26 protein-coding genes and 1 tRNA gene are annotated in these 26,235 nt (G+C 69.5%); 2 read left to right on the top strand and 25 right to left on the bottom strand.

The features are described 5' to 3' along the window. The 16 genes from LRG07_RS07955 to LRG07_RS07880 form a co-directional block, all read right to left on the bottom strand. Window positions 1–591: an LPP20 family lipoprotein gene (locus LRG07_RS07955; RefSeq protein ID WP_201172310.1), complete on the bottom strand. Its 591-nt coding sequence runs from the start codon at window positions 589–591 to the stop codon at window positions 1–3. Window positions 592–681: 90 nt separating this feature from the next. Beyond that, window positions 682–1,383 (bottom strand): hypothetical protein, encoded by a 702-nt coding sequence (locus LRG07_RS07950; protein ID WP_238642108.1) that lies wholly within the window; start codon window positions 1,381–1,383, stop codon window positions 682–684. After that, a complete protein-coding gene (gene rho / locus LRG07_RS07945; protein ID WP_201172324.1) occupies window positions 1,380–2,642 on the bottom strand; it encodes a transcription termination factor Rho in 1,263 nt (420 codons plus the stop codon). The genes LRG07_RS07950 and rho overlap by 4 nt, the downstream gene beginning before the upstream one ends. A gap of 106 nt (window positions 2,643–2,748) precedes the next feature. Next, entirely contained in the window at window positions 2,749–3,075 is a 327-nt protein-coding gene (gene trxA / locus LRG07_RS07940) for a thioredoxin TrxA (RefSeq protein WP_011814842.1), read from the bottom strand. A 202-nt stretch (window positions 3,076–3,277) separates the two neighbouring features. Then, a complete protein-coding gene (locus LRG07_RS07935) occupies window positions 3,278–3,661 on the bottom strand; it encodes a hypothetical protein (RefSeq protein ID WP_201241672.1) in 384 nt (127 codons plus the stop codon). An 85-nt stretch (window positions 3,662–3,746) separates the two neighbouring features. Further along, complete coding sequence (cysQ, locus tag LRG07_RS07930; protein WP_201172328.1) at window positions 3,747–4,571, bottom strand: 3'(2'),5'-bisphosphate nucleotidase CysQ; 825 nt, start codon at window positions 4,569–4,571, stop codon at window positions 3,747–3,749. 28 nt (window positions 4,572–4,599) lie between these two features. Continuing rightward, window positions 4,600–5,154 carry an ADP compounds hydrolase NudE gene (gene nudE / locus LRG07_RS07925; RefSeq protein WP_201172330.1) on the bottom strand — a complete coding sequence of 185 codons (555 nt, stop codon included), beginning with the start codon at window positions 5,152–5,154 and terminating at the stop codon, window positions 4,600–4,602. A gap of 65 nt (window positions 5,155–5,219) precedes the next feature. Further along, a complete protein-coding gene (locus LRG07_RS07920) occupies window positions 5,220–6,395 on the bottom strand; it encodes an acetate/propionate family kinase (RefSeq protein ID WP_201172332.1) in 1,176 nt (391 codons plus the stop codon). 14 nt (window positions 6,396–6,409) lie between these two features. Then, entirely contained in the window at window positions 6,410–7,726 is a 1,317-nt protein-coding gene (locus tag LRG07_RS07915; protein WP_201172334.1) for a bifunctional enoyl-CoA hydratase/phosphate acetyltransferase, read from the bottom strand. 14 nt (window positions 7,727–7,740) lie between these two features. Further along, entirely contained in the window at window positions 7,741–9,498 is a 1,758-nt protein-coding gene (locus tag LRG07_RS07910) for an alpha/beta hydrolase (RefSeq protein ID WP_238635647.1), read from the bottom strand. Between the two features lie 120 nt (window positions 9,499–9,618). Beyond that, window positions 9,619–10,911 carry a conjugal transfer protein TraF gene (gene traF / locus LRG07_RS07905; RefSeq protein ID WP_238642107.1) on the bottom strand — a complete coding sequence of 431 codons (1,293 nt, stop codon included), beginning with the start codon at window positions 10,909–10,911 and terminating at the stop codon, window positions 9,619–9,621. Then, a complete protein-coding gene (locus LRG07_RS07900) occupies window positions 10,908–12,017 on the bottom strand; it encodes a LytR C-terminal domain-containing protein (protein WP_238636928.1) in 1,110 nt (369 codons plus the stop codon). Before LRG07_RS07900 ends, traF (LRG07_RS07905) begins: the two co-directional genes overlap by 4 nt. A 233-nt stretch (window positions 12,018–12,250) precedes the next feature. Further along, the gene (locus LRG07_RS07895) at window positions 12,251–12,877 is read right to left on the bottom strand and encodes a hypothetical protein (RefSeq protein ID WP_238642106.1); all 627 of its coding nucleotides are present in this window, start codon (window positions 12,875–12,877) and stop codon (window positions 12,251–12,253) included. 48 nt (window positions 12,878–12,925) lie between these two features. After that, window positions 12,926–14,401 (bottom strand): conjugal transfer protein TraF, encoded by a 1,476-nt coding sequence (traF, locus tag LRG07_RS07890; protein ID WP_238642105.1) that lies wholly within the window; start codon window positions 14,399–14,401, stop codon window positions 12,926–12,928. 144 nt (window positions 14,402–14,545) lie between these two features. Further along, a complete protein-coding gene (locus tag LRG07_RS07885) occupies window positions 14,546–17,053 on the bottom strand; it encodes an ABC transporter permease (RefSeq protein ID WP_238642104.1) in 2,508 nt (835 codons plus the stop codon). Beyond that, window positions 17,050–17,760: an ABC transporter ATP-binding protein gene (locus LRG07_RS07880; RefSeq protein ID WP_238633888.1), complete on the bottom strand. Its 711-nt coding sequence runs from the start codon at window positions 17,758–17,760 to the stop codon at window positions 17,050–17,052. The genes LRG07_RS07885 and LRG07_RS07880 overlap by 4 nt, the downstream gene beginning before the upstream one ends. A 15-nt stretch (window positions 17,761–17,775) precedes the next feature. Between LRG07_RS07880 and LRG07_RS07875 the strand changes: the two genes are divergently transcribed. Then, a complete protein-coding gene (locus LRG07_RS07875; protein ID WP_201172373.1) occupies window positions 17,776–18,429 on the top strand; it encodes an arylesterase in 654 nt (217 codons plus the stop codon). Between the two features lie 180 nt (window positions 18,430–18,609). Here LRG07_RS07875 and LRG07_RS07870 read toward each other — a convergent pair whose 3' ends face one another. From LRG07_RS07870 to LRG07_RS07850, 5 genes are all read right to left on the bottom strand, one after another. Beyond that, the gene (locus LRG07_RS07870) at window positions 18,610–19,518 is read right to left on the bottom strand and encodes a recombination-associated protein RdgC (RefSeq protein ID WP_201172376.1); all 909 of its coding nucleotides are present in this window, start codon (window positions 19,516–19,518) and stop codon (window positions 18,610–18,612) included. Further along, window positions 19,505–20,659 carry a 5-(carboxyamino)imidazole ribonucleotide synthase gene (locus tag LRG07_RS07865; RefSeq protein ID WP_238642103.1) on the bottom strand — a complete coding sequence of 385 codons (1,155 nt, stop codon included), beginning with the start codon at window positions 20,657–20,659 and terminating at the stop codon, window positions 19,505–19,507. The genes LRG07_RS07870 and LRG07_RS07865 overlap by 14 nt, the downstream gene beginning before the upstream one ends. Further along, window positions 20,656–21,147, bottom strand: coding sequence for a 5-(carboxyamino)imidazole ribonucleotide mutase (gene purE / locus LRG07_RS07860; RefSeq protein ID WP_201172390.1), 492 nt, complete (start codon window positions 21,145–21,147; stop codon window positions 20,656–20,658). The genes LRG07_RS07865 and purE overlap by 4 nt, the downstream gene beginning before the upstream one ends. A 45-nt stretch (window positions 21,148–21,192) precedes the next feature. After that, on the bottom strand, window positions 21,193–21,429 hold the full coding sequence (locus tag LRG07_RS07855; protein ID WP_201172393.1) for a hypothetical protein: 237 nt from the start codon (window positions 21,427–21,429) through the stop codon (window positions 21,193–21,195). A gap of 89 nt (window positions 21,430–21,518) precedes the next feature. Next, window positions 21,519–23,324: an alpha/beta hydrolase gene (locus LRG07_RS07850; protein WP_201172396.1), complete on the bottom strand. Its 1,806-nt coding sequence runs from the start codon at window positions 23,322–23,324 to the stop codon at window positions 21,519–21,521. Between the two features lie 62 nt (window positions 23,325–23,386). Here LRG07_RS07850 and LRG07_RS07845 point away from each other — a divergent pair, with 62 nt between their 5' ends. Next, entirely contained in the window at window positions 23,387–24,178 is a 792-nt protein-coding gene (locus tag LRG07_RS07845) for a class I SAM-dependent methyltransferase (protein WP_238642102.1), read from the top strand. A 92-nt stretch (window positions 24,179–24,270) separates the two neighbouring features. Here the strand turns inward: LRG07_RS07845 and LRG07_RS07840 are convergent. The 4 genes from LRG07_RS07840 to speD all read right to left on the bottom strand — a co-directional run bounded on the left by LRG07_RS07840 (window position 24,271) and on the right by speD (window position 26,122). Beyond that, window positions 24,271–24,344 (bottom strand) — tRNA-Gln (locus tag LRG07_RS07840). 24 nt (window positions 24,345–24,368) lie between these two features. Next, a complete protein-coding gene (gene rpsI / locus LRG07_RS07835; protein WP_238642101.1) occupies window positions 24,369–24,761 on the bottom strand; it encodes a 30S ribosomal protein S9 in 393 nt (130 codons plus the stop codon). Window positions 24,762–24,787: 26 nt separating this feature from the next. After that, window positions 24,788–25,216 (bottom strand): 50S ribosomal protein L13, encoded by a 429-nt coding sequence (rplM, locus tag LRG07_RS07830; protein WP_201172413.1) that lies wholly within the window; start codon window positions 25,214–25,216, stop codon window positions 24,788–24,790. An 87-nt stretch (window positions 25,217–25,303) separates the two neighbouring features. Then, complete coding sequence (gene speD, locus LRG07_RS07825) at window positions 25,304–26,122, bottom strand: adenosylmethionine decarboxylase (RefSeq protein WP_041595177.1); 819 nt, start codon at window positions 26,120–26,122, stop codon at window positions 25,304–25,306. Window positions 26,123–26,235: the final 113 nt, after the last annotated feature.

Raw genomic sequence — 26,235 nt, 5'->3', positions numbered from 1 at the left:
CTACTGGTTGACCCGCTCGCGCAGCCGGTCCAGGTGGTTCTCGGCGGCGCCGCGCAGATCCGAACGCAGCCCATCGTCGTCCTCGGCGCCGATGGCGCGGAAGTAGGCGTCGAAGTCCTGCTCCAGATCGTACTGCGACATCACCACCCAGCGGCCGTCCTCGGTGACGTCGGTGCGTTTGACCTGCACGCCGACCAGGGTCTGGTCGATCCACTGCTCGGTGCTCTGCTGCAGCTGCTGCCGGGTGCGCGCGCCCTCCTCGTCACGGCCCAGGTCCTGACGGTCGAAGTATTCGCTGTTGAGCGCCTGGATGGTCTGGGTCAGCTGCTCGGCGATCTCGGCGGCGGCGTTGGTGCGCGCCTGGCGGCGCATCTGATCCGGATAGTCCGGCTCGGCCTGGGAGACGCCGAAGCCGTAGACCACCATGGACTCCTCCGGCGTCTCGCGCTGCACGTACCAGCCGGGCAGCCCCAGGCGCTCCTCGGCCTCGGGCTCGGTCTCGGGCGGCTCGTCGGGGGTGGTGCCGCAACCGATCAGGGTCGCGGCCAAGGCGCTGGCCGCCAGCAGGGCGGGGAAACGGTTCAGGGGCATGGATCCTCCGGGGTGAAAGCCGCTTCGTGGATGGTCTCCACCAGTCCCTACTATAGCCCAATCACCCCTGCTGCGCGCCGGGTATCCAGGCTAGAAGATGCGGCCGAAGACCATGTGCACGCCGGCGCTGCCGCCGGTGTCCGCGTGCAGGCCGACGTAGCCGGTGCGATCGACCATCAGATCGAGCTGGGTGTAGGCGCCGGTGAGCCGCTCCTGCTCGAAGCCGTCGCGTACACCATTCACGTACTGATCGCCATCGATGGCACTGAGGTAGCCGCCCACGCTCCAGCGCACCGGGCCGACGCGCACCACCGGCCCGAGCCGCGCCTGCAGCTCGGTCCACTCGCGCTCGACCTCGCGGCCGTTGCTGCTGCCGTCGACGTCGTGCCAGGTGTAGCGGACCTCGCCGAGCAGGCTCACCGGCTCGCGGTGGAACAGGTGCGAGCGCACGCCGGCGCCGATGTAGTAGCCGCTGAGGCGGGTGGAATCGGCCACCTGGCTGCCGGGGGCGGGGCCGGGGTCGTCCACCCGGGAGCGCATCCAGCCGCCGAACAGGCCGGGCTGGATCTGCGGGTTGCCGACCTCGAAGAGCTGGAAGCCGACGCGGCTGGTGCGGTGCTCGACGATGCGATCACCGTAGTCGAGGTCGGTCTGGGCGTGGGCACCGCTGATGCGCAGATCCACGTCGTATCCGCGCTCACCCTGGTAGCCGTGCGCCGACGCCGGGCCGGCCACCGCCATCACCACGGCGGCGATCAGCGGGGCACGGACGCGGCGGCGCGGCAGGGTCATGTGCGCTTCATGGCCTCGAAGAACTCGGTGTTGGTCTTGGTGTCCTTGAGCTTGTCGAGGAGGAACTCGATGGCGGCGACTTCGTCCATGTTGTTCAAGAGCTTGCGCAGGATCCAGGTCTTCTGCAGCTCCTCCGGCGTCATCAGCAGTTCCTCGCGGCGGGTCCCGGAGCGGTTGAGGTGGATGGCCGGGTAGATGCGCTTCTCGGCGATCTTCCGGTCCATGTGCAGCTCCATGTTGCCGGTGCCCTTGAACTCCTCGTAGATCACCTCGTCCATGCGCGAGCCGGTCTCCACCAGCGCGGTGGCGAGGATGGTCAGGCTGCCGCCCTCCTCGACATTGCGCGCCGCGCCGAAGAAACGCTTGGGCCGGTGCAGGGCGTTGGCGTCGACACCGCCGGTGAGCACCTTGCCGGAGGACGGCACTACCGTATTATAGGCGCGCGCCAGGCGGGTGACGGAGTCGAGCAGGATGACCACGTCCTTCTTATGCTCGACCAGGCGCTTGGCCTTCTCGATGACCATCTCGGCGACCTGGACGTGGCGCGAGGCCGGCTCGTCGAAGGTGGAGGAGACGGTCTCGGCGCTGAGCACCGAGCGGGCGAACTCGGTGACCTCCTCGGGCCGCTCGTCGATGAGCAGGACGATGAGGTAGCACTCGGGGTAGTTGTAGGTGATGCTCTGGGCGACGTTCTGGAGCATCATCGTCTTGCCGGCCTTCGGCGGCGAGACGATCAGGCCACGCTGGCCCTTGCCGATGGGGGCGACCAGATCGATGACGCGGGCGGTGAGGTCCTCGGTGGAGCCGTTGCCCCGCTCCATGCGCATGCGGTCGCGGGTAAAGAGCGGCGTCAGGTTCTCGAAGAGGACCTTGTTCTTGGCCGCCTCCGGCGGCTCGAAATTGATCTGGTCAACCTTGAGCAGCGCGAAGTAGCGCTCGCCATCCTTGGGCGGGCGGATCTTGCCGGTGATGGTGTCCCCGGTACGCAGCGCAAAGCGCCGGATCTGGCTGGGCGAGACGTAGATATCGTCGGGCCCGGCCATGTACGAGGCATCGGCGGAGCGCAGGAAGCCGAAGCCGTCCTGGAGGATCTCGAGGACGCCGTCGCCGTAGATGGAGTCGCCGTTCTTGGCATGGGCCTTGAGGATGGCAAAGATGATGTCCTGCTTCCGGGAGCGGGCAGTGCCCTCAATGCCCATGGACTGGGCGATCTCCAGGAGTTCGGTGGCTGGCTTTCTCTTGAGCTCGGTGAGATTCATGGTTCGCTTCGGCGTGGGGAGGGTCACGGGGGCGCCGTCCCGCCGGAGGTCCGCAGGGGCGCGGTAGCGCGGGACTGCATCCGGGGGCGGCGCCGCGGCGGTTTCGCTACAGGTTGCTGTCGATGAACGCGGTCAGCTGGGACTTGGACAGCGCGCCGACCTTGGTGGCCTCGACGTTCCCGCCCTTGAACAGCATCAGCGTGGGGATCCCGCGGATGCCGTACTTCGGCGGCGTTTCCGGGTTCTCGTCGATGTTCAGCTTGACCACCTTGAGGCGGTCGCCGTAATCGGCAGCGATCTCTTCGAGAATGGGGCCGATCATTTTGCACGGGCCACACCACTCGGCCCAGTAATCCACCAGCACCGGCACGCTGGCTTGAAGCACTTCCTGCTCGAAATTCTGGTCGGTGGCGTGCACGATTGCGTCGCTCACGGTAGAAGACCTCCAGGTTCGATTGCGTCGATATGGGCGGAGCCGCTGCGCGGGGCTCGGAAAATTGGAAACCGCTCGCTGATTGGAACCGAGGATCCCGACAAGGGGGCCGAATGCGGGATTGGGCGCTGCGCTGCCAAAAGAGCCGGTGCGCGACGCGCGGTTGTAGTAGGACGGAAAATAGCGGCCCTCGGCCAGCGTGTCAACTGCGCTGGCAGGCGCCGAGCGCTTCGCAGCAGCGCAGACCACGCTCTGCCACCTGTTTGAGGTCGCGCAGGGCGTCGTGGGCGGCGAGGATCCGCTCCTGGGTCTGCTCGCCGGCGCCTTCGTCGGCGATGGCTGCGGCGCGTGCCGAATCCGCCGCCTGCTCGAGTTCGATCACCCGGGCGCGGAAACAGCACAAGCGCTGACACTCGACGCAGTTGAGTGTCGCCTCACTCTTGCGCAGCAGCTCCTCGAACACCGCCCGCAGCACCGGCGAGGCGCCCGGGTCGCTGCAGACCGCCGCCACCGCCTCGGCGACGCAGTGGCTGATACGGGTCAGCTGCGCTTCCACCTCTTCCAGGGGGGCCATGGACTCGGCCAATTCCGGTTACCTCCGCTACGGGACAGGCTATGATCCTCTAATGATGCGGGTGAGACTCCACAATCACAAGTACCCCGCTGGCGGCCTAGCGTCGCGCCTCCCAGGGCAGGCCGTCGGTAATGCGCGCCCAGTCGTAGGCCGGGTCGCCCACGGCGATGAAATCGGGATTGAGCAGCGACGCCCCGGTGTTGTAACGCAGCGGGTCCCCGCCGACGTCCATCAGGCGACCGCCGGCGGCCTCCAGCACGCACTGCGCCGCACCGGTATCCCACTCGCAGGTGGGCCCGAAGCGCGGGTACAGGTCGGCCTCGCCCTCGGCAATGCGGCAGATCTTCAGCGAGCTGCCCACCGAGAGTTCGCGGTAATCGCCCAGCCGGGCGAGGATATCGGACACCGCCGCCTCGCGGTGGGAGCGGCTGACCACGGCGGTCAGCGGCGGCTCGGCCGCCCGGGTGCGGATGCCGCGCCGCTCTCCGCCGGCCTCGCGCCAGGCACCGGCGCCTGCCGCAGCCGCCCACGTCACCCCCAGATCCGGGGCGTGCACCACGCCGAGCACCGGGCGACCGCCATCGACCAGCGCGATGTTCACGGTGAACTCACCGTTGCGCTTGATGAACTCCCGGGTGCCGTCCAGCGGGTCGATCAGCCAGTACTGCCCCCACGCCGCGCGCTCGGCCGGCTCGATGTCCTCGCCCTCCTCCGAGAGCTGCGGCAGATCGGGGGTCAGGCCGCCCAACCCGGCCCGGATGGCGTCGTGGGCCGCCTGGTCGGCCCGGGTCAACGGGCTGTCGTCCGCCTTGGCCTCCACCTCGAAGTCGGCGGTGCGGTACACCGCCATGATGCGCTCACCGGCCTGCTCGGCGATCTCCTGCACCGGCGCCAGCCAGCGCTGCCACTGTTGCTCTGCCATCATCCCTTCCGTGTCGTTCGGGCGCGCATTACGCCGTGCGCGCCGCCAGGTGATCCCGCGCCAGGAACAGCGCGGTAATCGAGCGCGCCTCGGTCAGATCGGCCTGCCCGAGGAGCCGTTCCAGCTCTTCCAGCGGCCAGGGCACCACCTCGATCGGCTCCGGCTCATCACCGGGCAGGGGATGCTCGTAGAGCCCCTCGGCGAGGATGAGCTGCGTGCGGTGACTGAAGTAGGCGGGCGCCAGGGTGACGCTGCGCAGCACGGTGAGCCGCTCGGCGCCGTAGCCGACCTCCTCCATGAGCTCGCGGTTGGCAGCGCGCAGCGGGTCCTCCTCGGGCTCCACGCGGCCTTTGGGCAGCCCCAGCTCGTAGCACTCGGTGCCGGCGGCGTACTCGCGGATGAGCAGCACCTCGCCACGGGTGTTCACCGGGACCACCAGCACCGCCCCGGCTGCGCTGCCCCCCAGTCGCTCGTACTCCACCTCGACGCCGTTACGAAAGCGCAGCCCCACCGACTCGATGCGAAACAGCCGCGAGCGGGCAACGGTGCTGCGGTGGAGCGTCTCCGGGTAGCGATCGCTCATCGGCCCTGCCTTTCTTCGCGTCGGGCCATTGTACATCCCCCGCCCCGGCGGCGGCGAGCGCCGCCTCAGGCGGCCAGGCGGGCGGTGTGGGCGGCGATGACCCGCTCCTCGTCGGTGGGGATAACCCAGGCGCGAAGGGCGCTGCCCGCCGCGGTCAGCCGGGGTCCACCGGCCTCGTTGGCGGCGCCGTCGAGCTCCAGGCCGAGCCAGGCCAGCCCCTCGAGGATGCGCCGGCGCACCGGCGTGGCGTGCTCGCCGATCCCGGCGGTGAAGACCACAGCGTCCAACCCGCCGAGGACCGCAGCCAGGCCACCGATCTCGCGCAGCGTACGGTGGCAGAAGAGATCCACCGCCTCTTCGGCGGCCGGGTCGTCGCTGTCGAGGAGCACGCGCATGTCGGCGGAGAGCCCGGAGACGCCCAGCAGCCCGGACTCGCGGTAGAGCAGGCGCTCGACCTCCGCCGCCGTCATCCCCTCCTGCTGGAGCAGGTGCAGGATCACCCCGGGGTCGATGTTGCCGCAGCGCTGCCCCATGGGCAGACCGTCCAAGGCGGTAAAGCCCATCGTCGTGGCCACGCTGCGCCCGCCGGCCAGGGCGCAGAGGCTGGCGCCGGCGCCCAGGTGGGCGACCACGGTGCGCCCTGCCGCGGCGGCCGGATCGTATTCCGGCAGGCGGGCGGCGATGTACTCGTAGGAGAGGCCGTGGAAGCCGTAGCGGACCACGCCACGCTGCTCGTAGGCACGCGGCAGGGCGAAGCGCTGGGCGACCGCCGGCTGGGTGCGGTGGAAGGCGGTATCGAAGCAGGCCACCTGGGGCAGTTCCGGCGCCACCCGGCGCACCGCTTCGACAGCGGCGAGGTTGTGCGGCTGGTGCAGCGGCGCCAGGGGCTCGAGCTGGTGCAGGGCCTCGAGCACCGCCGCGTCGATGACCACCGGCGCGCTGTGCGCCTGGCCACCGTGGACGATGCGGTGCCCGGCGGCCACCAGATTCAGCTCGCCCAGATGGGCGCGAACCGCGTCGAGCACGGCCGACAGCGCCGCATCGTGGTCGGCACCGGCCCGCAGCTCGCGGGTGGCGACCGCCCCCTGCAGATCATCCACGTGCAGCCGTGCCGCGGCCCCGATCCCCTCCACCTGGCCACGCAGGTGCAGGGTCAGGGCGTCTTCATCCCCGTGCCGGTAGACCGCGTACTTGACGCTGGAAGAGCCGGCGTTGAGGACGAGGATGGCGTCGTCGGGCATCGGGCCGCCTCCGGCTAGAGGTGAGCCAGACCGCGGCGCTGGCGGTCAGCCACCAGCAGCGCAATGGCGCAGGAGGCCAGCCGGGCGATGACGTCATCGGCCCGGGAGGTGAGCACGATGGGCACCCGGGCGCCGAGAACGATCCCCGCCGCCTCGGCATCAGCCAGGTAGTAGAGCTGCTTGGCCATCATGTTGCCGGACTCGAGATCGGGCGCGATGAGGATATCCGGGTTGCCGGCCACCCGCGAGTGGATGCGCTTGGTCCGCGCCGCGCTCTCGGAGATGGCGTTGTCGAAGGCCAGCGGGCCGTCGAGCAGACCGCCGGTGATCTGCCCCCGGTCGGCCATCTTGCACAGCGCCGCGGCGTCGAGGGTCGAGGGGATCTCCGGGTTCACCGACTCGGTGGCCGAGAGGATGGCCACCTTGGGCTCGGCCACGCCGAGGGCGTGGGCCAGCTCGATGGCGTTCTGGCAGATATCCCGCTTGCAGGCCAGGTTGGGGGCGATGTTGATGGCCGCGTCGGAGATCAGCAGCGGGCGCGGATAGGTGGGCACATCCATGGCGTAGACGTGGCTGATGCGCCGCTCGGTGCGCAGCCCCTTCTGCCGGCTGACGACCGCGCCCATCAGCTCGTCGGTGTGCAGCGAGCCCTTCATCAGGCCCTCGACCTCGCCGCGGCGGGCCAGGTCCACGGCCACCTCGGCGGCCTGGTGGGAGTGCTCGACGTCGATGATCGGCGTTGCCCCCAGCTCCAGCCCCGCCTCGTCGGCGGCGGTGCGGATCTTGTGCTCGGGCCCGACCAGGGTGAGCGTCATCAGATCGTGCTCTGCCGCCTGCATGGCGCCTTGTAGAGCCAGGGCGTCCACCGGGTGGACCACGGCGACGCTCATCGCCGTCAGGTCGTCGGCCATGCGCAGCAGGCGGTGGAGTTGCCGACGCCGCCCCTTGCTGGTCCCGGCCAGGCTGCCCGGCTCGCCGTTGATGCGCTCAGTGGGCACGCGCACGGTGATCTGTCCGCTGATCACCGGGTCGCCGGTGTCCTTGACCGCGCGGGCGGCGATCACCGCCTGCCCGGTCTCGGCATCCTTCTCGACCACTTCCAGGGTGATGGTGACCACGTCGCCGATGGCGACACTGCCCTGGTAGATCAGATCCTGGGCCACCGGCTGGGTGCCGGGGCCAGGCAACTCTGTACAAACCGCGTTGACCAGCATCGTCCCCGGCCACAGGCCCTCGCCGAGGGTGCGCACATCCTGGTGATTGAGTCGGCTGGTGGTCTCCACCTGCTGGCCGGGGTGGAGCTCGTCGAAGAGGAAATTCTGCACCGTCATCGAGACACCCCGGCTCACTGCTGCAGCACGTAGGTGCCGGGGGCGTCGGTCAGCGGCTGGTACGAGCCCTCGCTCTGCCCCACGCCGGGCGGCGCCACACGGTTGCCCGAACGCTCGCGCAGCCACTGCTCCCACTCCGGCCACCACGAGCCCTGCTGCTCCGTCGCCTTCTCGAGAAAGACATGGGAAGGCACGTAGGGATCACCGATCCGCCGCGCCAAGCTGCGGTAGATGCGGCGGGGATGCCCCGGCGGCGTGACGATGCCGGCGTTGTGCCCGCCCTGGGTGAGGGCAAAGGTGACATCGGCGCGCGGCAGGAAGCGGTTGATCTTGTAGACCGAGCGCCAGGGCGCGATGTGGTCCTTTTCGGTGCCTACGGCAAAGGTCGGCACCTGGATATCGCCGATGTGGATCGGCTGACCACCGACGTCGTAGCGATCCTCGACGAAGTCGTTGTTCAGGAACAGATCCCGCAAGTACTCGCTGTGCATGCGGTACGGCAGCCGGGTGGTATCGGCGTTCCAGGCCATCAGGTCGATGACCGGGCTGCGCTGGCCCATGAGGTAGTCGTGGATCAGCCGCGAGTAGATCAGGTCCTTGGAGCGCAGCAGCTGGAACGCACCGGCCATCTTGGCGCCGTCCAGGTAGCCCTCCTCCCACATCATGTCCTCGAGGAAGGTAACCTGGCTCTCGTCGATGAATAGGTCCAGCTCGCCCGGCTCGGTGAAGTCGGCCTGGGCGGCGAGCAGGGTCATCGTGGCTAGGCGGTCGTCACCGTCGCGGGCCATGGTGGCCGCGGCCAGCATCAGCAGCGTGCCCCCCAGACAGTAGCCGACGGCGTGGATCTGGCGCTCCGGCACGATGGTCGAGACCGCATCCAGGGCGTCCATGACACCGTCCCGGCGGTAGGTGTCCATGCCCAGGTCGCGATCTTCGCGCCCCGGATTCTTCCAGGAGATGACGAAGACCGTGTGGCCCTTGCCCACCAGGTACTCGATGAGCGACTTGCCCGGACGCAGATCGAGGATGTAGTACTTCATGATCCACGCCGGGCAGATGAGGATCGGCTCCGGGTAGACGGTCTTGGTGGTGGGTTCGTACTGGATCAGCTCCATGATCCGGTTGCGGTAAACCACCTTGCCCGGTGTCACCGCCAGGTTCTCGCCCACCTTCCACTGCTCGGCGCCCACCGGCGCGCGGCCGCTGATCGTGCGCTCGCTGTCCTCGAGCAGGTTGGCGAAGCCCTGTACCAGGTTGGCACCGCCCTGGCTGAGGGTCTCGTCGAGGACCTCGGGGTTGGTGGGCAGGAAGTTGGACGGCGAGTAGAAGTCGAGCACCTGCCGGCCCATGAAGTTGACCACGTCCTCGTGGTGCTGGCTCACCCCACGAATGCCCGTCGTGGCGCTGTGCCACCACTGCTGGGTCAGCAGGAAGCCCTGCTCGAGCACGTCGTAGGGGAAACGGTGCCACTGCTCGGCGCTGAAACGGTCGTCCCCGGACCACGGCTTGGTGCAGGGCTCCGGGCAGGTGCCGGTCAGGCGACTAAAGACGTAGGCGTTGTAGCGCAGGGTGTTGCGCATCGCCTCGTCCATGAGCGCGAACTGCTTGCCCGGGTGGCTGGCCAGATGCACGGCCCAGTCGAAGGTGGCCAGCGACAACGCCGCCGGCGACAGCCCGAGGGTCATCCGGCCCAGGCCGGCGTGGAACAGGCGATCAACGGTCAGCGCTTCGCGCTCACCTTCCTCGAACTCGGGCATCAGGGGGTGGACCATGGTGGGGCTTCCTCGACGTTGCCAACGGGCCGCTCTCGGCGCCCGCGGGCGCCGTGTCGCACTGCACAATCTGGCCCCGGAAGCGCTGCGTGTCAAGGAACCCCCCGCCGCAACACCGGCTCAGAAGGTCACCCCGGCACCAACGCTGAACATCAGTGAGCGCGGGTAGGACTCGTCGTCGTGCTCCACCGAATCCCGGGCGTAGGCCAGGTCCAGGTCGATGACCGAGAACAGCGTCAGGCCGGTGGTGATGTACTCGAGCTCGGAGCCGGTGAGATTCTTGCGGTAGCCGAAGCGCACACCGGGCAGCCAGCCCTGGGGCGGGGCGGCCGAAACACTCACCGTGGCCCACTGGTGGTCGTCGCCAAAGGCGTCCTCCACGCCGTTGGCGTCCAGCGAGCCGGCCACCACCCAGCTCCGGTCCGGGGTGTAGACGGCGCCCTCGAGACCGAGCTGCCGCTCCAGGGTGTAGTCCGGGCGGGCCTCCAGCTCACCGCTGTCGATGAACTGCGCGGCGGCATCACAGCGCGACCGGGCGGTGCTGTCCGTATCGTAGTCATCGCAGTCCGTGCCGATGCGCCGGTAGTCGAGGCTCGGCTCGTTGACGTTGCGCAACGTCGCCCCGGCCTGCCAGCGCTCGGCCACCCACAGCGCGCCAAGGTCGACGCCGAGCCGGGTGCTGGCCTCGGTGTCGTCGCGCAGGGCGTCCTCCAGGACATCGGCGGTGTCGTCGTCCTCCACCTCATCGAAGGGGATGACTGCCTGGGAGAGCTCACCCTGGATCATGTTCAGCCGGGCACCGCCCACCAGTCGCCCCTGCTCGCGGACGACCAGCGGGCGCGCATACCCCAAGCGTAGCTCTCGGATCGTGGCATCCTGGATCTGGAAGGCCACCTCGGCCTCGTCCGGAACGCTATTACTACCTGGCGAAAAGCCCCCATCATCGAAGAGCAGTCCCAGCCGCGCCTGCCCGGAGCCGCGGGCCTCCACGGTTAGGGCGTCGCCGCGCTCCTCGCTCAGCGGCACCACCACCGGCGTCAGCGGGAGCTGGGCGGCGCCGCCGAGCTTGAGGTAACCGTCCTCCACGGCCGCCTCGAAGAAATCGATGAACTCAAGGAACTCGTCCTCCTCGTCAAGATCCGCCGCCAGGGCATCGTCCAGTCGGTCGATGAAACCGTCCACCGGACCCAGCTCCGCCCCGGCGCTCACCGAGCCGAGCCCCACGTGCCGCTGCCCGGGTCGGGCGGCGGCACCGGCGGGGTTGGCGAGCCCCCCTAGGGCGTGGGGGTGACTGGTGGCACCCAGGGTGAACCCCGGGCTCACCGCGGCGCCGGGGGCCGCCGCCAGCGCCGCGGCGGGCGCGGCGGCCACCGCCAGGGCGCCGGCCAGATACAGACTGCGACGGCGGCTCACGATCCATCCTCCTCTGCACCGTGCCCCAGGGGTTCGCGCTGATCCCGGCCCACCAGGATGCGGACATCGGCCCCGCGGGGCAGATCCCCTTCGGTCACCTCCTGAATCCGCTCTAGGGACTCGCCCAGGGCGACGGCCTGCTCACCGTGGCCGGGACGGTAGCGGATGTGCGTGGTCTGCTGGCCATCACGGCCGTGCGCCGAGTCCTGGACGCGCACCACGTAGTGCCCTTCCTCCCGTACGCGATCCGCCATGGCCCGACCCATTCCCACCTCGCCGGAGGCGTTGATGACCTCGACGTCGAGCTGCCCGGCGCGGCGGCGCAGCAGCTCGATCCGCTCGCGCTGCTCGTCGGCCCGGCCGGCCTCCATGGCGGCCCGGGCCCGGGTGCTGGCGTGGGCGGCTTCCAGGTGCTCGACCCGTGCCGCCAGCTCGCGCCGCGACGGCGCCGGCTGCGGGCGGTGGGTAAGCTGGGCCGTCACGGTATTCGTGGGCTCGACCCCGCTGTCCGGCAGATCACGCCCGGCGCTGAGGGCAAGATCGATGGTGGGACCAAGGTGGAGGCGCACCCCGGGGCGCAGGGCGAGCCCGAATTGGTTCTGCACCTCGTCGCCGCTGACCCCGTAGACGGCGGCCGCCTCCAGGGTGAGATCGAGGGACGCGGCCACGCGGTGCTCGGCGCGGGCCCCGTAGCGCAGCCGGTTGACGGCGCGGTAGCCGGGCTGACCGTCGATCTCCGCCACATCGGCCCGCTCCACCGCCACACTGCTGTGCAGCCGCGTGGCGCCCAGGTCGTCGCTCAGGTGCAAGCCGAGACCAAGGTTGTGGCTGCCGCTGCCGATGCCCGAGTCGCCGTCGGCCGGGGCGACGGTGCCGTAGCCGGCCAGGGTGATGTCCGCTGCGCCCGGCTCCCGGCGCAGCGGCGTCGCCGCCTCCAGGGCCAAGTGGCGCAGGCCATTGCCGTCATCGCCCTGCGACCGGTGGTTGGCGGAGAGACCGATCTCGTAGCCGGCGGGCAACCCGTAGCGGACCCGGGGCTCGATGAGCTGCGCATCTTCCCGCTCCGAGCCCGACCAGCTCTGACGGCCAACGGACAGGGCGTGCACGGCAGCCCCATCCTCAAGAACCTCGGCGCCGCGGGCCCCCGCGGGGGGCGGGGGGGGGGGGGGGGGGGGGCCCCCCCCCCCCGGGGGGGCCCCGGGCCCCTGGCCGCGGTGCTCACCGCGGCCAGCAACAGGCCCAGCACTGCTACGAATGTCCGATCCATGGGAAGGCCTTATCGGAAAAACCTATCCCCGGTTAACGGCCGACCAACGCGCGCCTTGAATGCTGTGAAAGGCTACGATTCAGCATCTCCGCCGGCTTCGTCATCGGCCGCTCCCTGGCCCTCGTTCTGCTCCTCAGCCTCGTCCTGCTCCTCGGCCCGGTCCTGTTCCGCGGCAGCCTCTTCGGCCGCTTCCTCTCGCGCCGCCCGCCGGGCCTCGGCGCGCTCCCGGGCCAGCTGCTCGCGCAACTCAGTCACGCGTCCGCCAAGCTCCTCGAGCCGCTCATCATCGGCGAAGACCACCACCGCGCGGGCCTCGGTGCCCCGCACCCAGGGGTGCAGGCCGCCGACGCCGGCCAAGGCGAACCACCCCCAACCGGTAGTGCAGATCGGCTCGGCGGTGGTGGAGCCGTCGTCGAGGTTGGTCCAGCGCACGTTGATCAGAGCATTGCCACCCTTCTCCGCGGCCTGCTCGGCCAGCTCGTCGGCGACCTGATCAACCAGCGCGTCGCAACTGGTCCAGGCAAAGCCGCGGGCCGAGGCCTCCACCGGGCCGATTTCCACGTAGGGCAGGTTGCCGGCGGTTCCGCCGGAGTAGAGGGCACGATCGTCGTAATCGGTGTAACTGGATGTGGTGCTGCACCCCACCGCCACCAGGCCGGCGCCGACGATGGCAATCATCCCTAGGCTTTTCTGCTGCATGGGTCTCCCCCCAAGGCAATACGTCACACATGGGCCGCCGGTGGGCGGCTAGAATCCGAGTTCGAGGCCGACATTGACCAGCGCCGAGCGGGGCACGGAGGAACCGTCGTGCTCCACATCGTCGGTACTCACCGCGGCGTCGATGTTCAGGACGCGGAACAGGGTCAAGCCGCCGGTGATGTACGACAGCTCGCTGCCGGCGTTATTGGTCCGGTAGCCGAGCCGGAACCCCGGCCAGAGATAGCTCTCACTGGCATAGCCCACGCCCACCGCCGTCCACTGGTACTCGTTGTTGTTCTCAGCGCCGTGGGGCCCCTCGACGCTGTTGAGATCGTGACTGAAGCCGAGCATCCAGCGCCGATTGGGCGAGTGGAGCGAAGCCTCCACCGTGCCCTGACGCTCCAGGGTGTAGCTCTTGGTGCGACTGACCCGGTCCTGCACCGAGGCAGGCAAGTCGTCGTAGCCGACGATCTCCGGGTAGTCGAGGCTCGGCTCGTTGAGGTTCTTGCCGGTCAGCCCGACCTGGTAGTTGCGCGCCACCCAGAGCAGGCCCAGATCGACGCCGAAGGCGTCGTCGCTGGAGCGGCTGTCGGAGAAGTCGTCACTCAGGGTATCCAGCGCGTCGTCGTCGATCTCGCTGACCGCCCGGGCCATCTCGGCCTGGTAGTAGTGACCGCGGCCGCCGACGAAGAGCTCACCGTCGCGGCTGCTGTAGGTGCGGGCGGAGTAGCCGAGGGAGAAGCGCCCAATCGCGGCGGCTTCCATGTCGGAGTAGAGAGCCAGATCGTCTTCGCTCACCTCCCCAACCTCGCGGTCAGGGCCTTTTATGGTGACGTCGTCACCGTCGTACTTGATCTCCCAATCTCCGGAGCCGCATGTCGCGTCGTTGGCATTCTTACTACAATCCCACCCACTCAGGGGCATCCCGCCCAGTCCGCTCTCCAGGCGCCCGCCAGCGATACCTAGGCGAGCACTGCCAGTACCCTGAACATCGAGGGTCAGCGCCCCACCCAGGATTGCGTGATTGGCCACCAGCGGCCCCGGTGGTGCATGCACCCCGCCGGTGACCGCGAGGAAACCATCGTCCTGCCCCCGATCCAGCAGGCTCTGGCCTCGGCGCTCAATCGCCTGGATCTCACCCACGGCGTCTAGCAGGGGGCGAAGCGCATCGTCCGCCTGGCCATCCAAGTCACTAACGTCGAACTGTTCCTCCGCCCGCTCGAAGTCTCGGATGACGTCGTCCAGGCGATCGAAGTCGTCGGCCCAATCCTCAAAGTCATCGACAAAGCCGTCGATCTCGCCGAGCTCATAACCGACCCCGAGGGAACCGAGGCCAAAGCGAAAGCCCCGCGGCATGGCGGCGCCGGAGGCGGGGTTGGCGACGCTGCCCATCACCCCCTGGGTGTGGCTGATCTCACCGTAGGCGAGGTTGGCGCCGGACGGATGGTAGGGTGCGGCCAGCAGCGGTGTGCAGGCCAGGGTGGCGGCCATGCCGGTGCCTGCACCGAGGAGTGCTCTTCTCATCGGGATCCCCCTTCCCGTGCGGCAGGCCACGGGGCGCGCCTGCCCATAGGAGTGAAATTACCCGACAACACGAGAGGTCACAAGGATTTTATCGCCGCAGGGCAACCGGCCGCGGGTGCGGCCGGTTGCCCGGGCCCTAGCGGCTCAGGACTCGCCGCCGCGCAGCAGCTCCATGGGGCTGCTGCGCCAGTCCCGGCGGGCCCCCAGCCAGCCCGCGCCGGCCACCGTCACCGCGCCGACGACCGCACCCAGCACCACCACCGATCCGGGGAAGGCGTAGGTCAGATCGAACAGGTACCGGGCCGCCAAGTAGCCGCCCGAGGCGGCGGCGATGCCGGCCAGCAGCCCGGCCAGCGCCCCGGAGGCCGCGAGCTCGGCCACCGCGATGGCCTCCAGCCGTCGCCGCGAGGCGCCCAGGGCACGCAGCAGCGAGGCCTCGAAGCGCCGCTGCGCCGCCGCCGTGCGCAGCGCTGCGAGCAGCACGACCACCCCGGCCACCAGGGTCAGAGCAGCCATCAGCTCCACCACCCGTGCCCCCTGGCCGATGATTCGCCGGGCGGTCTCCAGGATGGCCCCGATATCCAGCGGCGTAGCCCCGGGGAAGCGCTCGTTGAGCTCCGGCAGCACCCGCTCGGCGGCATCCCCCAGGCGGAAGCTGGTGATGTACTCCGGATGGGCATCGATCATCCCCGGGGCGGCGATGACAAAGAAGTTGGGATTGAAGCTGTCCCAGCGCAGCTCGCGCAGCGAGGTCACCGTACCGCTAACCGGCTCGCCGTCGATGACGAAGCTGATCTCGTCGCCCACACCGATGCCCACGCGCTCGGCGTAACCGGCCTCCACCGACCACTCGGCACCGGGGTCGTCGCCCCACCATTCGCCGGCGACCACGCGGTTGTCCTCGGGCAGCGTCTCGGCCCAGGTGAGGTTGAGATCCCGGTCAACCATGCGCTGGGTCCGCGGCGACTCGAAGTCGCCAGGGCGGACGCGGTCCTCGTTGATGGCGTCGAGCCGGCCGCGGGTGATGGCGTAAAGGGTCACCTCGGTGTCCAACTCCTCGGCCAGGAAGGCCTGCAGCGGCTCGACCTCCTCCGGCGCCACGTCGATGAGGAAGGTATCCGGCGCATCGTCGGGGATGCCGGCCTGCCAGGTATCGAGCAGGTCCTCGCGGACCGCCGAGAGCAGCAGCAGCGCCATCAGCCCCAGGCCGACGGCCACCACCTGCACCACGGTGGCGCCGGGACGCCGGCTCGGCCCGGTGAGCCAGAGCAGCCGCGAGCCGCTGCGCGCACGCAGCCAGCCGGCCAGGCGCACGGCGGCATACGCAGCGATGGCCAGGGCGGCCAGGGTGGCGGCCGTGGCCGCCAGGACCACGCCGGCGAGGGTGAGATCGCCGGCGCGCCAGACCATGAGCGCGGCGATCACCGCCGCCGCCACGGCGTAGGCCCCGCCGGTCCGCACCACGCCGGCACCCGCGGTGCGCCGCAGCACCCGCATGGGCGGCACATGGCGCAGCCGAGCCGCCGTGGGCAGGGCGAACCCGGCCGCCGCGGCCACCCCGAGGCCCACCCCGTAGACGGCCGGCAGCGGCCCCGGAGGTGGCAGGTTGGGCGGCAGCACATCGGCCAGCAGGGCGATCATCACCGCGTGCAGGGCGAAGCCGATGGCCGCGCCGAGCACGCCGGCGGCGAGCGCCACCGCGCCGAGGACCGCGGCCTGGATGGCCACCACCCGGCCCTGCCGAGCGCCGAGCACGCGCATGACCGCCACGCGGTCGAGCTGCGCCTCGGCATAGTGCCGGGCGGTGAGCAGCACCGCGGCGGCGGCCACCACCACCGTGATCAGCGCTGCCAGGCCCAGGAAGCGCTCCGCCTGGCCGACGATCTCCTGGATGGCCGGCTGCGCCTCGGTGCCGGTAAGCACCTCGGCCTCCGGGCCATCCGCCCCGCGCAGCCACTCAGCGAAGGCATCCAGCTCGGCATCGGGGCCGGCGAGCAGCAGGGCGTGGCTCACCCGCGCGCCCTCGCCCACCAACCCGGTACCTGCGATGTCCTCCCAGGCCATCAGCACCCGGGGCGCCACGGTGCCGAACATGCCGGCACGATCGGGCTCGGCGGTAACCAGCCGCGTCATGGGCAGCTCGCTCTCGCCGACCTCCAGCGATCCGCCGAGCTCGGCGCCGAGCAGGTCGAGCAGTCGCGGCTCAACCCAGGCCTCACCCGGCTGCGGGCGCTGCTCCGCCACCCGGTCGGCGCTCTCGCGATCCTCTGCGTAGCGCAGCTCACCGCGCAGGGGGTAGCCGGCCTCCACCGCCTTGGCGGAGACCAGGCGCGTGCTGCCGTCAGCGGCCACCACGGTGGGGAACTCCACCGTCCGCGCCGCCTGCAGACCGCGCTCGCGGGCCTCGTCCAGCCACGCCTGCGGAGCGGCGTCGTCGGTGCGTACCAGGCGATCGGCGGCGATCAGCTCCGCCGCGCGCTCGGTGGTGGCCGCCCCCACCCGGTCGCCCAGCCACCCAACGGCGGTCACCGCGGCCACAGCCACAACCAGCGCGGCGGCGAGGATCCCCAGCCGGCCGGCGGCCAGATCGCGTCGCAGGAAGCGCGCGGCTAGCCGCAGCGTGGTGCCAATCGCAGAGTTCGGGGCGCTCATCGGGCCAGCACCCCCTCGCGGAAGCGATAGACGGTCTCGCAGCGCTCGGCCACCGAGGGATCGTGGGTGACCAGGATCAGGGTGGTGCCGTGCTCCCGGTTGAGGTCGAAGAGCAGGTCCACCACCTGGGCACCGATGGTGTCGTCCAGGTTGCCGGTGGGCTCGTCGGCCATTAGTAGCCGCGGCTCCGTCACGAAGGCGCGGGCGATGGCCACCCGCTGCTGCTCGCCGCCGGAGAGCCGCTCGGGGGTATGGTGCAGGCGATGCCCCAGCCCCACCCGCTGCAGCGCCGCAGCCGCCGCCTCACCGTCGCCACCACGGCCGGAGAGTTCCAAGGCCAGGCGCACGTTCTCCAGCGCCGAGAGCCCGCCGAGCAGATGGAAGGCCTGGAAGACAAAACCGATGCGTCCGGCCCGCGCCGCCGCACGCCCGTCCTCGTCCAGCGCGGTCAGCTCCTCGCCGTCGACACAGACCTGCCCGCTGGCGGGCTGCTCCAGGCCGGCCAGCAGCCCGAGCAGGGTCGATTTACCGGAACCCGAGGCCCCCAGGATGGCGACGCTCTCGCCGTGGCGGATGGTAAGATTCAGGTTATCGAACAGGACGACCTCGCCGTCGGGGCCACGAAAGCGCATCCCCAGGCCGCGGGCTTCCAGCGCCGGGTGAGGGGTGCCCGCCGCGGCGGGGGCGTCGGCTTCTTCCTTCAGCATCGGGTGTTCGCTCCTATGGCTGGTACCGGCTGCTTCTTTTTGCCCCTGCGCCGGGCGTTGTTCGCCGCGGCACTGGCGCTGCTCCTGGCGCCGGCGGCGGCCGCCGCCGAGCGTCCGACCATCCTGGTCTTCGGCGATTCACTCTCCACCGCCTACGGCTTCGACCGCGACGAGGCGTGGCCCGTTCTACTCGAGACACGCCTGGACGAGGCCGACCTGCCCCACCGGGTGACCAACGTCAGCCGCAGTGGCGAGACCACCAGCGGCGGGACCCGGCGCCTGCCCGACGCCCTCCAGGAACACGAGCCGGAGATCGTCCTGCTCCAGCTCGGGGGCAACGACGGCCTGCGCGGCCAACCCCCGGAGCGGATCCGCAGCAACCTGGCGCGGATGATCGAGCAGGCCCACGAGGCGGACAGCCAGGTATTGCTGATCGGCATCCGCATCCCACCGAGCTACGGGCGAACCTACACCGAGCAGTTCGCGGCCATCTACCCCGAACTGGCCGAAGAGCACGACCTGCCGGTGATCCCCTTCCTCCTCGATGGGGTCTGGGATCGGGACGGGATGATGCAGAACGACGGGGTCCACCCCACCGCCGAGGCGCAGCCGAAGATCGCCGAGCGGGTGTGGGAGACCCTGCGCGAGCTACTCGACGCCCCCTCCTGACGGCTGACTGACGCCCCCGACCGGCGAGGGCGGGGTGAGGCCGGGGTCGGCCAGGGGCCTCGCTCGCCAGGGACGGCGAGCGTGGAGCCCCCAAAGGTGGGCGGGTAGCGTCCCCAGGTCGGCACCGGCGCCAGCACGCCCCCGCCGGCGGTGATCGTCGGTCGCCCCTGGGGGCAGGTATCAGGAGGTGGCTTTCTCGCCGCCGAACCACTCCATCATGCGCGGGATCAGGGTGCGCAGCTCAAGGGTCATCAGCGAGAAGTCGGCATCGAGCTGCTCGGCCTGGCTCTCCGGGTCGCGGTCGCCGGCCTGCTCGCGGATGACGTCGTGGAATTTCAGGCGGCGCAGGCTCAAGTCGGTGTCGAGCACCGCGCTGAGCCGCTCGCTGTAGGTCACCGCCAGCCGGCGAACGCGCTTGCCGGCATCGATGTGGGCACGCATCTCGTCGGAGGTCAGGTCCTGGCGCTTGACGCGGACCTCGCAACCCTCGGCGTTGGGGTCCTCGAGCACCGCCTCTTCGCCTAGCTCCAGGTCACCGGGCAACTGCTGCTGCGCCAGCCAGCGGGTCATGATGGTCCCCGGCCCCATCTCGGTCTCCGGCGGACTGAGGGTGAGATCCCCCCACGCCTCGCGCAGCTGCTCGACGAAGTGCTCGGCCTGTTTCTCGGAGCCGGCGTCCACCACCAGGTAGCCGGCCTCAGTATCCAGGTAGCCCCAGGTCCGCTTGTGGCGGCTGAATGCCCGCGGCATCAGGTCGGTGACCACCTCGTCGCGGATGCGGTCGCGCTCGCGCTTGCGCACCTTGCGATGCTCGGCCGCCTCCACGGCGCTGATGCGCTCGTCCATAGCCTCGCGAATCACCGCCGCGGGCAGCAGCTTCGTCTCCTCCTGCAGACAGAAGAGCAGGCTGCCGGCGGCGGCGTGCACCAGCGGCGCCCCGGGGCCGAGCGGCGGTACGAACCCACTGCGGCTCGGCTCCAGTGCCCCGCAGGGCGTGAAGGCGAGCGCACCCAGGCGCTGGTCGGCGGTCTCGGGGTCGTAAGCGACGTCATCGCGCAGGCGGTAGGGGATCAGGTTACGAAACCACATGGGGGGCCAGTCGGTTGCGCAGCTTCAGGGCTCGGTCGGCGGCCTCCTGCCGGTCGTCGCCGAGCACGGTGATGTGGCCCATCTTGCGGCCGGGGCTCGGCGCGCCCTTGCCGTAGAGGTGGAGGGTGGCCGCCGGGTCGGCGAAGACCTCGTCCCAGGGCGGGGTGCCGGCATCCCAGACATCGCCGAGCAGGTTGACCATGGCCGCCGGGGTCAACCGCCGGGTGCTACCCAGGGGCAAGCCGCAGATGGCACGCAACTGCTGGTCGAACTGTGAGGTGACCGCCCCCTCGATGGTCAGGTGGCCGGAGTTGTGCGGCCGCGGGGCGATCTCGTTGACCATCAGCTGTCCGCCGGCGTCGATGAAGAACTCGACGCAGTAGGTGCCGACGGCGTCGAGCCCCTCTCCCACCACCCGGGCGATCTCCACGGCCTGCTGACACAACGCCGGGTCGAGGTCGGCATCGCTGACCGACAGATCGAGGATGTGGTCCCGGTGGCGATTCTCGGTCACCCCGTAGTGGACAAAACGGCCATCCACGCCGCGGGCGGCCACCACCGAGACCTCCATGGCCAGATCGATACGCGCCTCGACCACCGCCTCCTCGGCACCGATGGCCGGCCATGCAGCGGCCACGGCCTCGACGCTATCCACCCCCGCCTGGCCCTTGCCGTCGTAACCCAGCCCGGCGCTCTTGATCACCGCCGGGGCACCGAGACGTTCCACGGCAGCGGCCGCCTCCGCGGCCCCGTGGACGGACTCGAAGGGGACCGTGGGCAGGCCGTGCTGGCGCAGGAAGGTCTTCTCCAGGGCGCGGTTCTGCGTCGTCGCGAGGGCGTGGGGGGACGGCCGCACCGGTAGGCACTCCGCGGCGGCCTCGACGGCCCCCCGGGGCAGATTCTCGAACTCGTAGGTCAGCACGCTCAGCTCGCCAGCCAGGCTGCGCAGCAGCTCCGCCGTGGGCTCGGCGTCGTGCACCACATCGGCCACTTGCCCGGCCGGGGCCTGCCCGGCGCCGGGGGCGATGACGTGGACCCGGTAGCCGGAACGCCGCGCGGCCACGGCGAGCATGCGGCCGAGCTGGCCGGCACCGAGGATGCCGATGGCCGCTCCCGGCAAGATCGGCGCGGCGACGGTCATGAGAGCTCCTCCCCATAGACGCGCTCGGCCTGCTGGGTGCGGAAGGCCTTGAGCGCGTCGGCGTAGCGCGGATCCTCGCGGGCGAGCATGGCCACCGCAAAGAGCGCCGCATTGCGCGCGCCGGCGGTGCCGATGGCGAAGGTGGCGGTGGGCACGCCGGCCGGCATCTGGACGATGGACAGCAGCGAGTCGAGGCCGTTAAGGGCCTTCGACTGCACCGGCACCCCGAGCACCGGGACGATGGTCTGCGCGGCGAGCATGCCGGGCAGATGGGCGGCACCGCCGGCGCCGGCTATGATCGCCCGCAGGCCGCGCTCTTCGGCCTCGGCGGCGTAGTCGGCCATCAGTTGCGGGGTTCGGTGGGCAGAGACCACTCGGGCCTCATGGGGCACCTCGAAGTCACGAAGCACCTCGGCGGCGCCGGAGAGGGTGTCCCAATCGGAACTGCTGCCCATCACGACGCCCACTAACGGCTGCGCGTCGGTCATAACGGATCCACTCGCAAAAGCGAAAATTGTAGCACGGGCGGGAGGTCAGGAGCGGATATTGAGCAGCGTGCCGGTCATCTCGTCGACGGCCCGCACGACGCGGACGCCGGCGTGTCCCTGCTGCTCGTAGCTCAGCGACTGGATGACCGCCGTGTGCATCTCCTCGGAGCGAGGATCGGACTGCGCTGTAACCCGGGCCACCTGGGCGGCGGTCCGGGTCAGGCCCTCGTCCGCGCGGTGGATGGCCTGCATCCCCGCCGGATTGAAAGCGGTCACGTCCATGGCAACGCGCTGCCCGCAAGTTTGCATCAGTGAATAAGTGTAATCCGGGCCGGCCGTCGACACCAGCCCGCCCGACCCGGAAGATGGCTTCAGTCGCCGTAGAGCACGCCGTGGCGGACGTAGGAGCCCGGTGCCGGCTCGATCGGGGCGTGCTTTTTCGACCCGACCTTCCGTGCAGCAACGCTCTCGCCGCCGTGGCCGGCCAGCCACTGCCCCCAGTCGTTCCACCATGAGCCCTCGTGGGCCTCGGCCCCGGCCAGCCACTCATCCTGATCCACCGTCTTGGCGGTGTTGGTCCAGTAGCCGTACTTGTTCTTGTGGGGCGGATTGATGACGCCGGCGATGTGGCCGGATCCGCCAAGCACGTAGCGGGTAGGACCGGAGAGCAGCCGCGGGCCACGGATGGTGCTCTTCCAGGGGGCGATGTGGTCTTCCTTGGCCGACATGAAGTAGGCCGGGATGTCGACCCGGCCCAGGTCGATGGCCTCCCCCGCCAGCTCCAGGGCACCCGGCTCCTTGAGCAGGTTGCGCTGATACATGTTGCGCAGGTAGAAGCTATGCATCTTGGCGGGCATGTTGGTGGAATCGGAGTTCCAGTAGAGCAGATCGAAGGGGAACGGCTCATCGCCCTTGAGGTAGTTGTTCACGAAGAACGACCAGATCAGGTCGTTGGCGCGGAGCATGTTGAAGGTCGTGGACATGTACCGACCCTCCAGATAGCCCTTCCGGCTCATGCGCCGCTCCAGCGTGGCGATCTGCTCCTCGTCGAGGAAGACCTCCAGCTCACCGGGGTACTCGAAGTCGAGCATGCAGGTCAGGAAGGTCGCGGCCTGAATGCGCCGGTCCCCGCGGGCCGCCAGCCAGGCCAGGGTGCAAGCCGACAGGGTCCCGCCGAGGCAGTAGCCAACCAGGTTCATCTCGTCGCTGCCGGTGATCTCCTGGACGACATCCATGGCCGTCACCGGCCCCTCGAGCATGTAATCCTCGAAGCGCTTCTCGGCCAGGCTCTCGTCGGGGTTGCGCCAGCTGATGATGAATACGCTATGGCCCTGATCCACCAGCCACTTCACCATGGACTTCTCGCTGTTGAGATCCATGATGTAGTACTTGTTGATCCACGCCGGCACCAGCAGCAGGGGCCGCTTGTGGACCTCGGCGGTGGTGGGCTCATACTGGATGAGCTGCATGAGTTCGTTCTGGTAGACCACCTGCCCCGGGGTGGTGGCGAGGTTGGTGCCGACCTCGAAGGCGTCGTAGTCGGTCATCTTGATGTCGAGCCGGCCACGACCCCGCTTGAGGTCGTCGAGCAGATTGCTCAGCCCCTGCAGCAGGTTCTGGCCGCCGGTCTCGACGGTCTTCTCGAGCACCTCGGGGTTGGTGGCCACGAAGTTCGACGGGGCCATGGCGTCGATGAACGCCCGGGTGTAGAAATCCACCTTCTTCTTGGTCTGATCATCGAGCCCTTCCACGTCCCGGACCACCGCGTGGGTGTGATCCGCCGCCAGGAGGTAGGACTGCTTAACGAAATCGAAGAAGGGGTGATCCTCCCAGTGCTGGTGCTGGAAGCGCCGATCCCCCTTGGCCGGCTGCGCCACCGGCTCGGACTCCAGCCCCCAGAAGCGCAGGGCCACGTTCTGCATCAGGCTCATGTAGTCCTGCCAGAAGGACATCTGCACCTGCATCAGGCGGGCCGGATCGGCCATCACCCGCGCGCTCAGCTGCTGGAACAGCTGCGCCATCTGCGCGGCATCCTCCATGGCCACGTGGTGCGTCGACTGCTCCTGCTGCAGGAACTCCTGCACCAGCTCCTGACTCTTGGCGGTAATCTCGGTCAGCGACCGGGAGAGCGCCTCGTAATCGATGTCCTGGTTCCGGGTGCCGTTCTCTTGTGCCATACCGCTCCTCGCGATCGGGGCCACGTGCCCCGCGGGTGTCTTGTCTCCGGAGGAACATACTAATGCACGCAGGATTGCGTTGCGATGCGTCAACCGATGCCGGGCTGCGCGGCGTGCTCGGCGATGACGAAACGGCCGCTGCCTGGGCCGAGCGGCTGGCCGTGCCGCTGCTCGACGCCCTCCCCGACGCCGGCCCCGGGGTGGTGCTGCGCGCCGGCGACCCGCCGGCGCTGCAGATGCTCGGCCGGCGCGCCCCCGGACCGGTGGCGGTGGACTTCGCGGACCGGCAGCTGCAGCGCCGGGTGGCCGGCTCCACGCCCCGCCGCGACCCGTTGGCGCGCGCCGTGGGGCTACATAGACGACCGCAGACGGCAGTGGTCGATGCCACCGCCGGACTCGGCCAGGACGGCTGGGTGCTCGCCGCTCTGGGCGCCTCGGTGACCTGGATCGAGTGCAGCCCGGTCCTCTCCGCCCTGCTCGCCGCCGCCCTCGAGCGGGCTGCCGCCGAGCCGCAGCTGGCCGCCACGGCCGAGCGCATCCGCCTGCAACCGGGGGATCTGCGCGACGTGCTGGGGCGGCTCCCCACCGCCTCGTGCGAGGTGGTCTACGTTGATCCGATGTACCCCGACGGCGCCACCCGCGGCGCCGTCGGCCGCCCAGCGCAGGTCCTGCGGGCCCTGCACGCGAGCGCACCGCCCCCGGCCGAAGCCGACCTGCTGGCCGCGGCGCTGGCCCACGCCACCCGCCGGGTGGTGGTCAAGCGTCCGCAGCGCGCGGCCCCGGTGTCCGGCCCACCGCCAAGCCGGGCGGTATCCGGCCGGGCGGTGCGTTTCGACATCTACGAGCGGGGCTAGGATATACGGCGGCGTCGAGAGGAAGGGAGGCCGGACGAAAGCGCCAGCGGCACCCGAGGGTGTCCGCTGGCGCGGGGCATAGGCCGTATAGATGGCTGGGGGAGGTGGATTCGAACCACCGCTGACGGAGTCAGAGTCCGTAGTCCTACCGCTAGACGATCCCCCAGCAGGAACTGCTGCTTTCGCCGCGTTAACGCTTGGAGAACTGCGTCGCGCGACGGGCCTTGTGCAGGCCGATCTTCTTCCGCTCGACCATGCGCGCATCGCGGGTGATGAAACCAGCACGCCGCAGCGGCGCCTTGAACTCGGCGTCGTAGTTCGCCAGCGCCCGGGCAATACCGTGGCGCACCGCACCGGCCTGCCCGCTGGACCCGCCGCCCGAGACGGTCGCCTTGATGTCGAACTTGTCCGCGGCGTCCACCTGATCCAGCGCCTGGCGCACGATCATGCGCCCGGTCTCGCGCCCGAAGTACTCGTCGAGCGGGCGACCGTTAACGGTGATATTGCCGTTACCCGGGGTCATGAACACCCGCGCGGCAGAGGTCTTGCGGCGTCCGGTTCCGTAATACTGCTGATTCGCCATGGTCTTGATCGTTCCCGATTGTAGCCTCAGAGCTCCAGCGGCTGCGGCTGCTGAGCGTGATGACGGTGCTCGTTCCCGGCGTAGACCTTGAGCTTCTTGAGCATGGCCCGGCCCAGCCGGTTCTTCGGCATCATCCCGCGCACCGCGCTCTCGATCAGGCGCTCCGGATGACGTTCACGCACTTCGGCCACGGACCGGCTCTTGATGCCGCCCGGGAAACCGGTGTGCCAGAAATACTGCTTGTCCCGCTCTTTCCGCCCGGTCAGGCGAACCTTGTCGGCGTTGATCACGACAATATAGTCGCCCGCGTCGACGTGCGGAGTAAAGACCGGCTTGTGCTTGCCGCGCAGGCGATGCGCGACCTCGCTGGCCAGCCGCCCGAGCGTCTTGTCGGTGGCGTCGACCAGGTACCAGTCGCGTTGAACCTCTGCGGGCTTGGCGCTATACGTCTTCATCGCTTCGCTCTCTCCGTCGAAGACCGCGCATAATAACGGAAGGCGGCGGTACTGGCAACCGCCACTGCCCCCGCCGTCCGCGGCGGCTCAGACTTCTTGGTTGGCCGGCAGGTTGCGCCCGGCGAAGATCTCCATCATCTCCCGGCGCAGATGCCTGCGGATCGTGTTCGCCTCTTCCTCGTCAAGGTCGGCACTCGACTCGCCGAAGAGGTAATTATCCAGGTCGAACTCGCGCAGGATCATCTTCGTGTGGAAGATGTTCTCCTGGTAGACGTTCACGTCCAGGGTCTGGTAGCGCTCCTTGGTGTCCTCGGAGAGGTAGTTCTGGATCGAGTTGATCTCGTGATCGATGAAGTGCTTGTGCCCCTCCACGTCGCGGGTGAAGCCGCGCACGCGGTAGTCCATCGTCACGATGTCCGAGTCGAACGAGTGGATCAGGTAGTTGAGCGCCGTCAACGGCGAGATCACGCCGCAAGTGGAGACATCGATGTCCGCCCGGAAAGTGCTCACACCCTTGTCCGGATGCATCTCCGGGTAGGTGTGCACGGTGATGTGCGACTTGTCCAGGTGGGCAACGACATCGTCGGGCAGCGGCCCGGGCCGCGCCTCGGCGCTCTCCTCGGCCTCCTCGGGCGACACCGGACCCTCGGAGATGAGGATGGTCACGCTGGCCCCCTGGGGGTCATAGTCCTGGCGCGCGACGTTGAGCACATTGGCGCCGATGATCTCGGCGACGTTGGTCAGGATCTCGGTCAGCCGTTCGGCGTTGTACTCTTCGTCGATATATTCGATATACGCCCGCCGCTGCGCCTCGGTCTTGGCGTAGCAAACGTCGTAGATGTTGAAGCTCAACGACTTGGTCAGATTGTTGAAGCCGTGGAGCCGGATGCGGGTGTAATCGACCAACGCCTGGGCCCTCCCGTCGCCGGTGGGAAGTGTGCGCTCAAGGAAGCAGGGAATTATGCACAAATCTGGCGATAACGCCACCGTTGTGATGGACAGTAGCTCCTCGGCCGACG

It is taken from the genome of Halorhodospira sp. 9622, assembly GCF_022228025.1.
GTDB classification, from domain to species: Bacteria; Pseudomonadota; Gammaproteobacteria; order Nitrococcales; family Halorhodospiraceae; genus Halorhodospira; species Halorhodospira halophila_A.
Note: the sequence above shows the minus strand (reverse complement) of the source record. Positions and strands in the feature narration are given on the sequence as shown.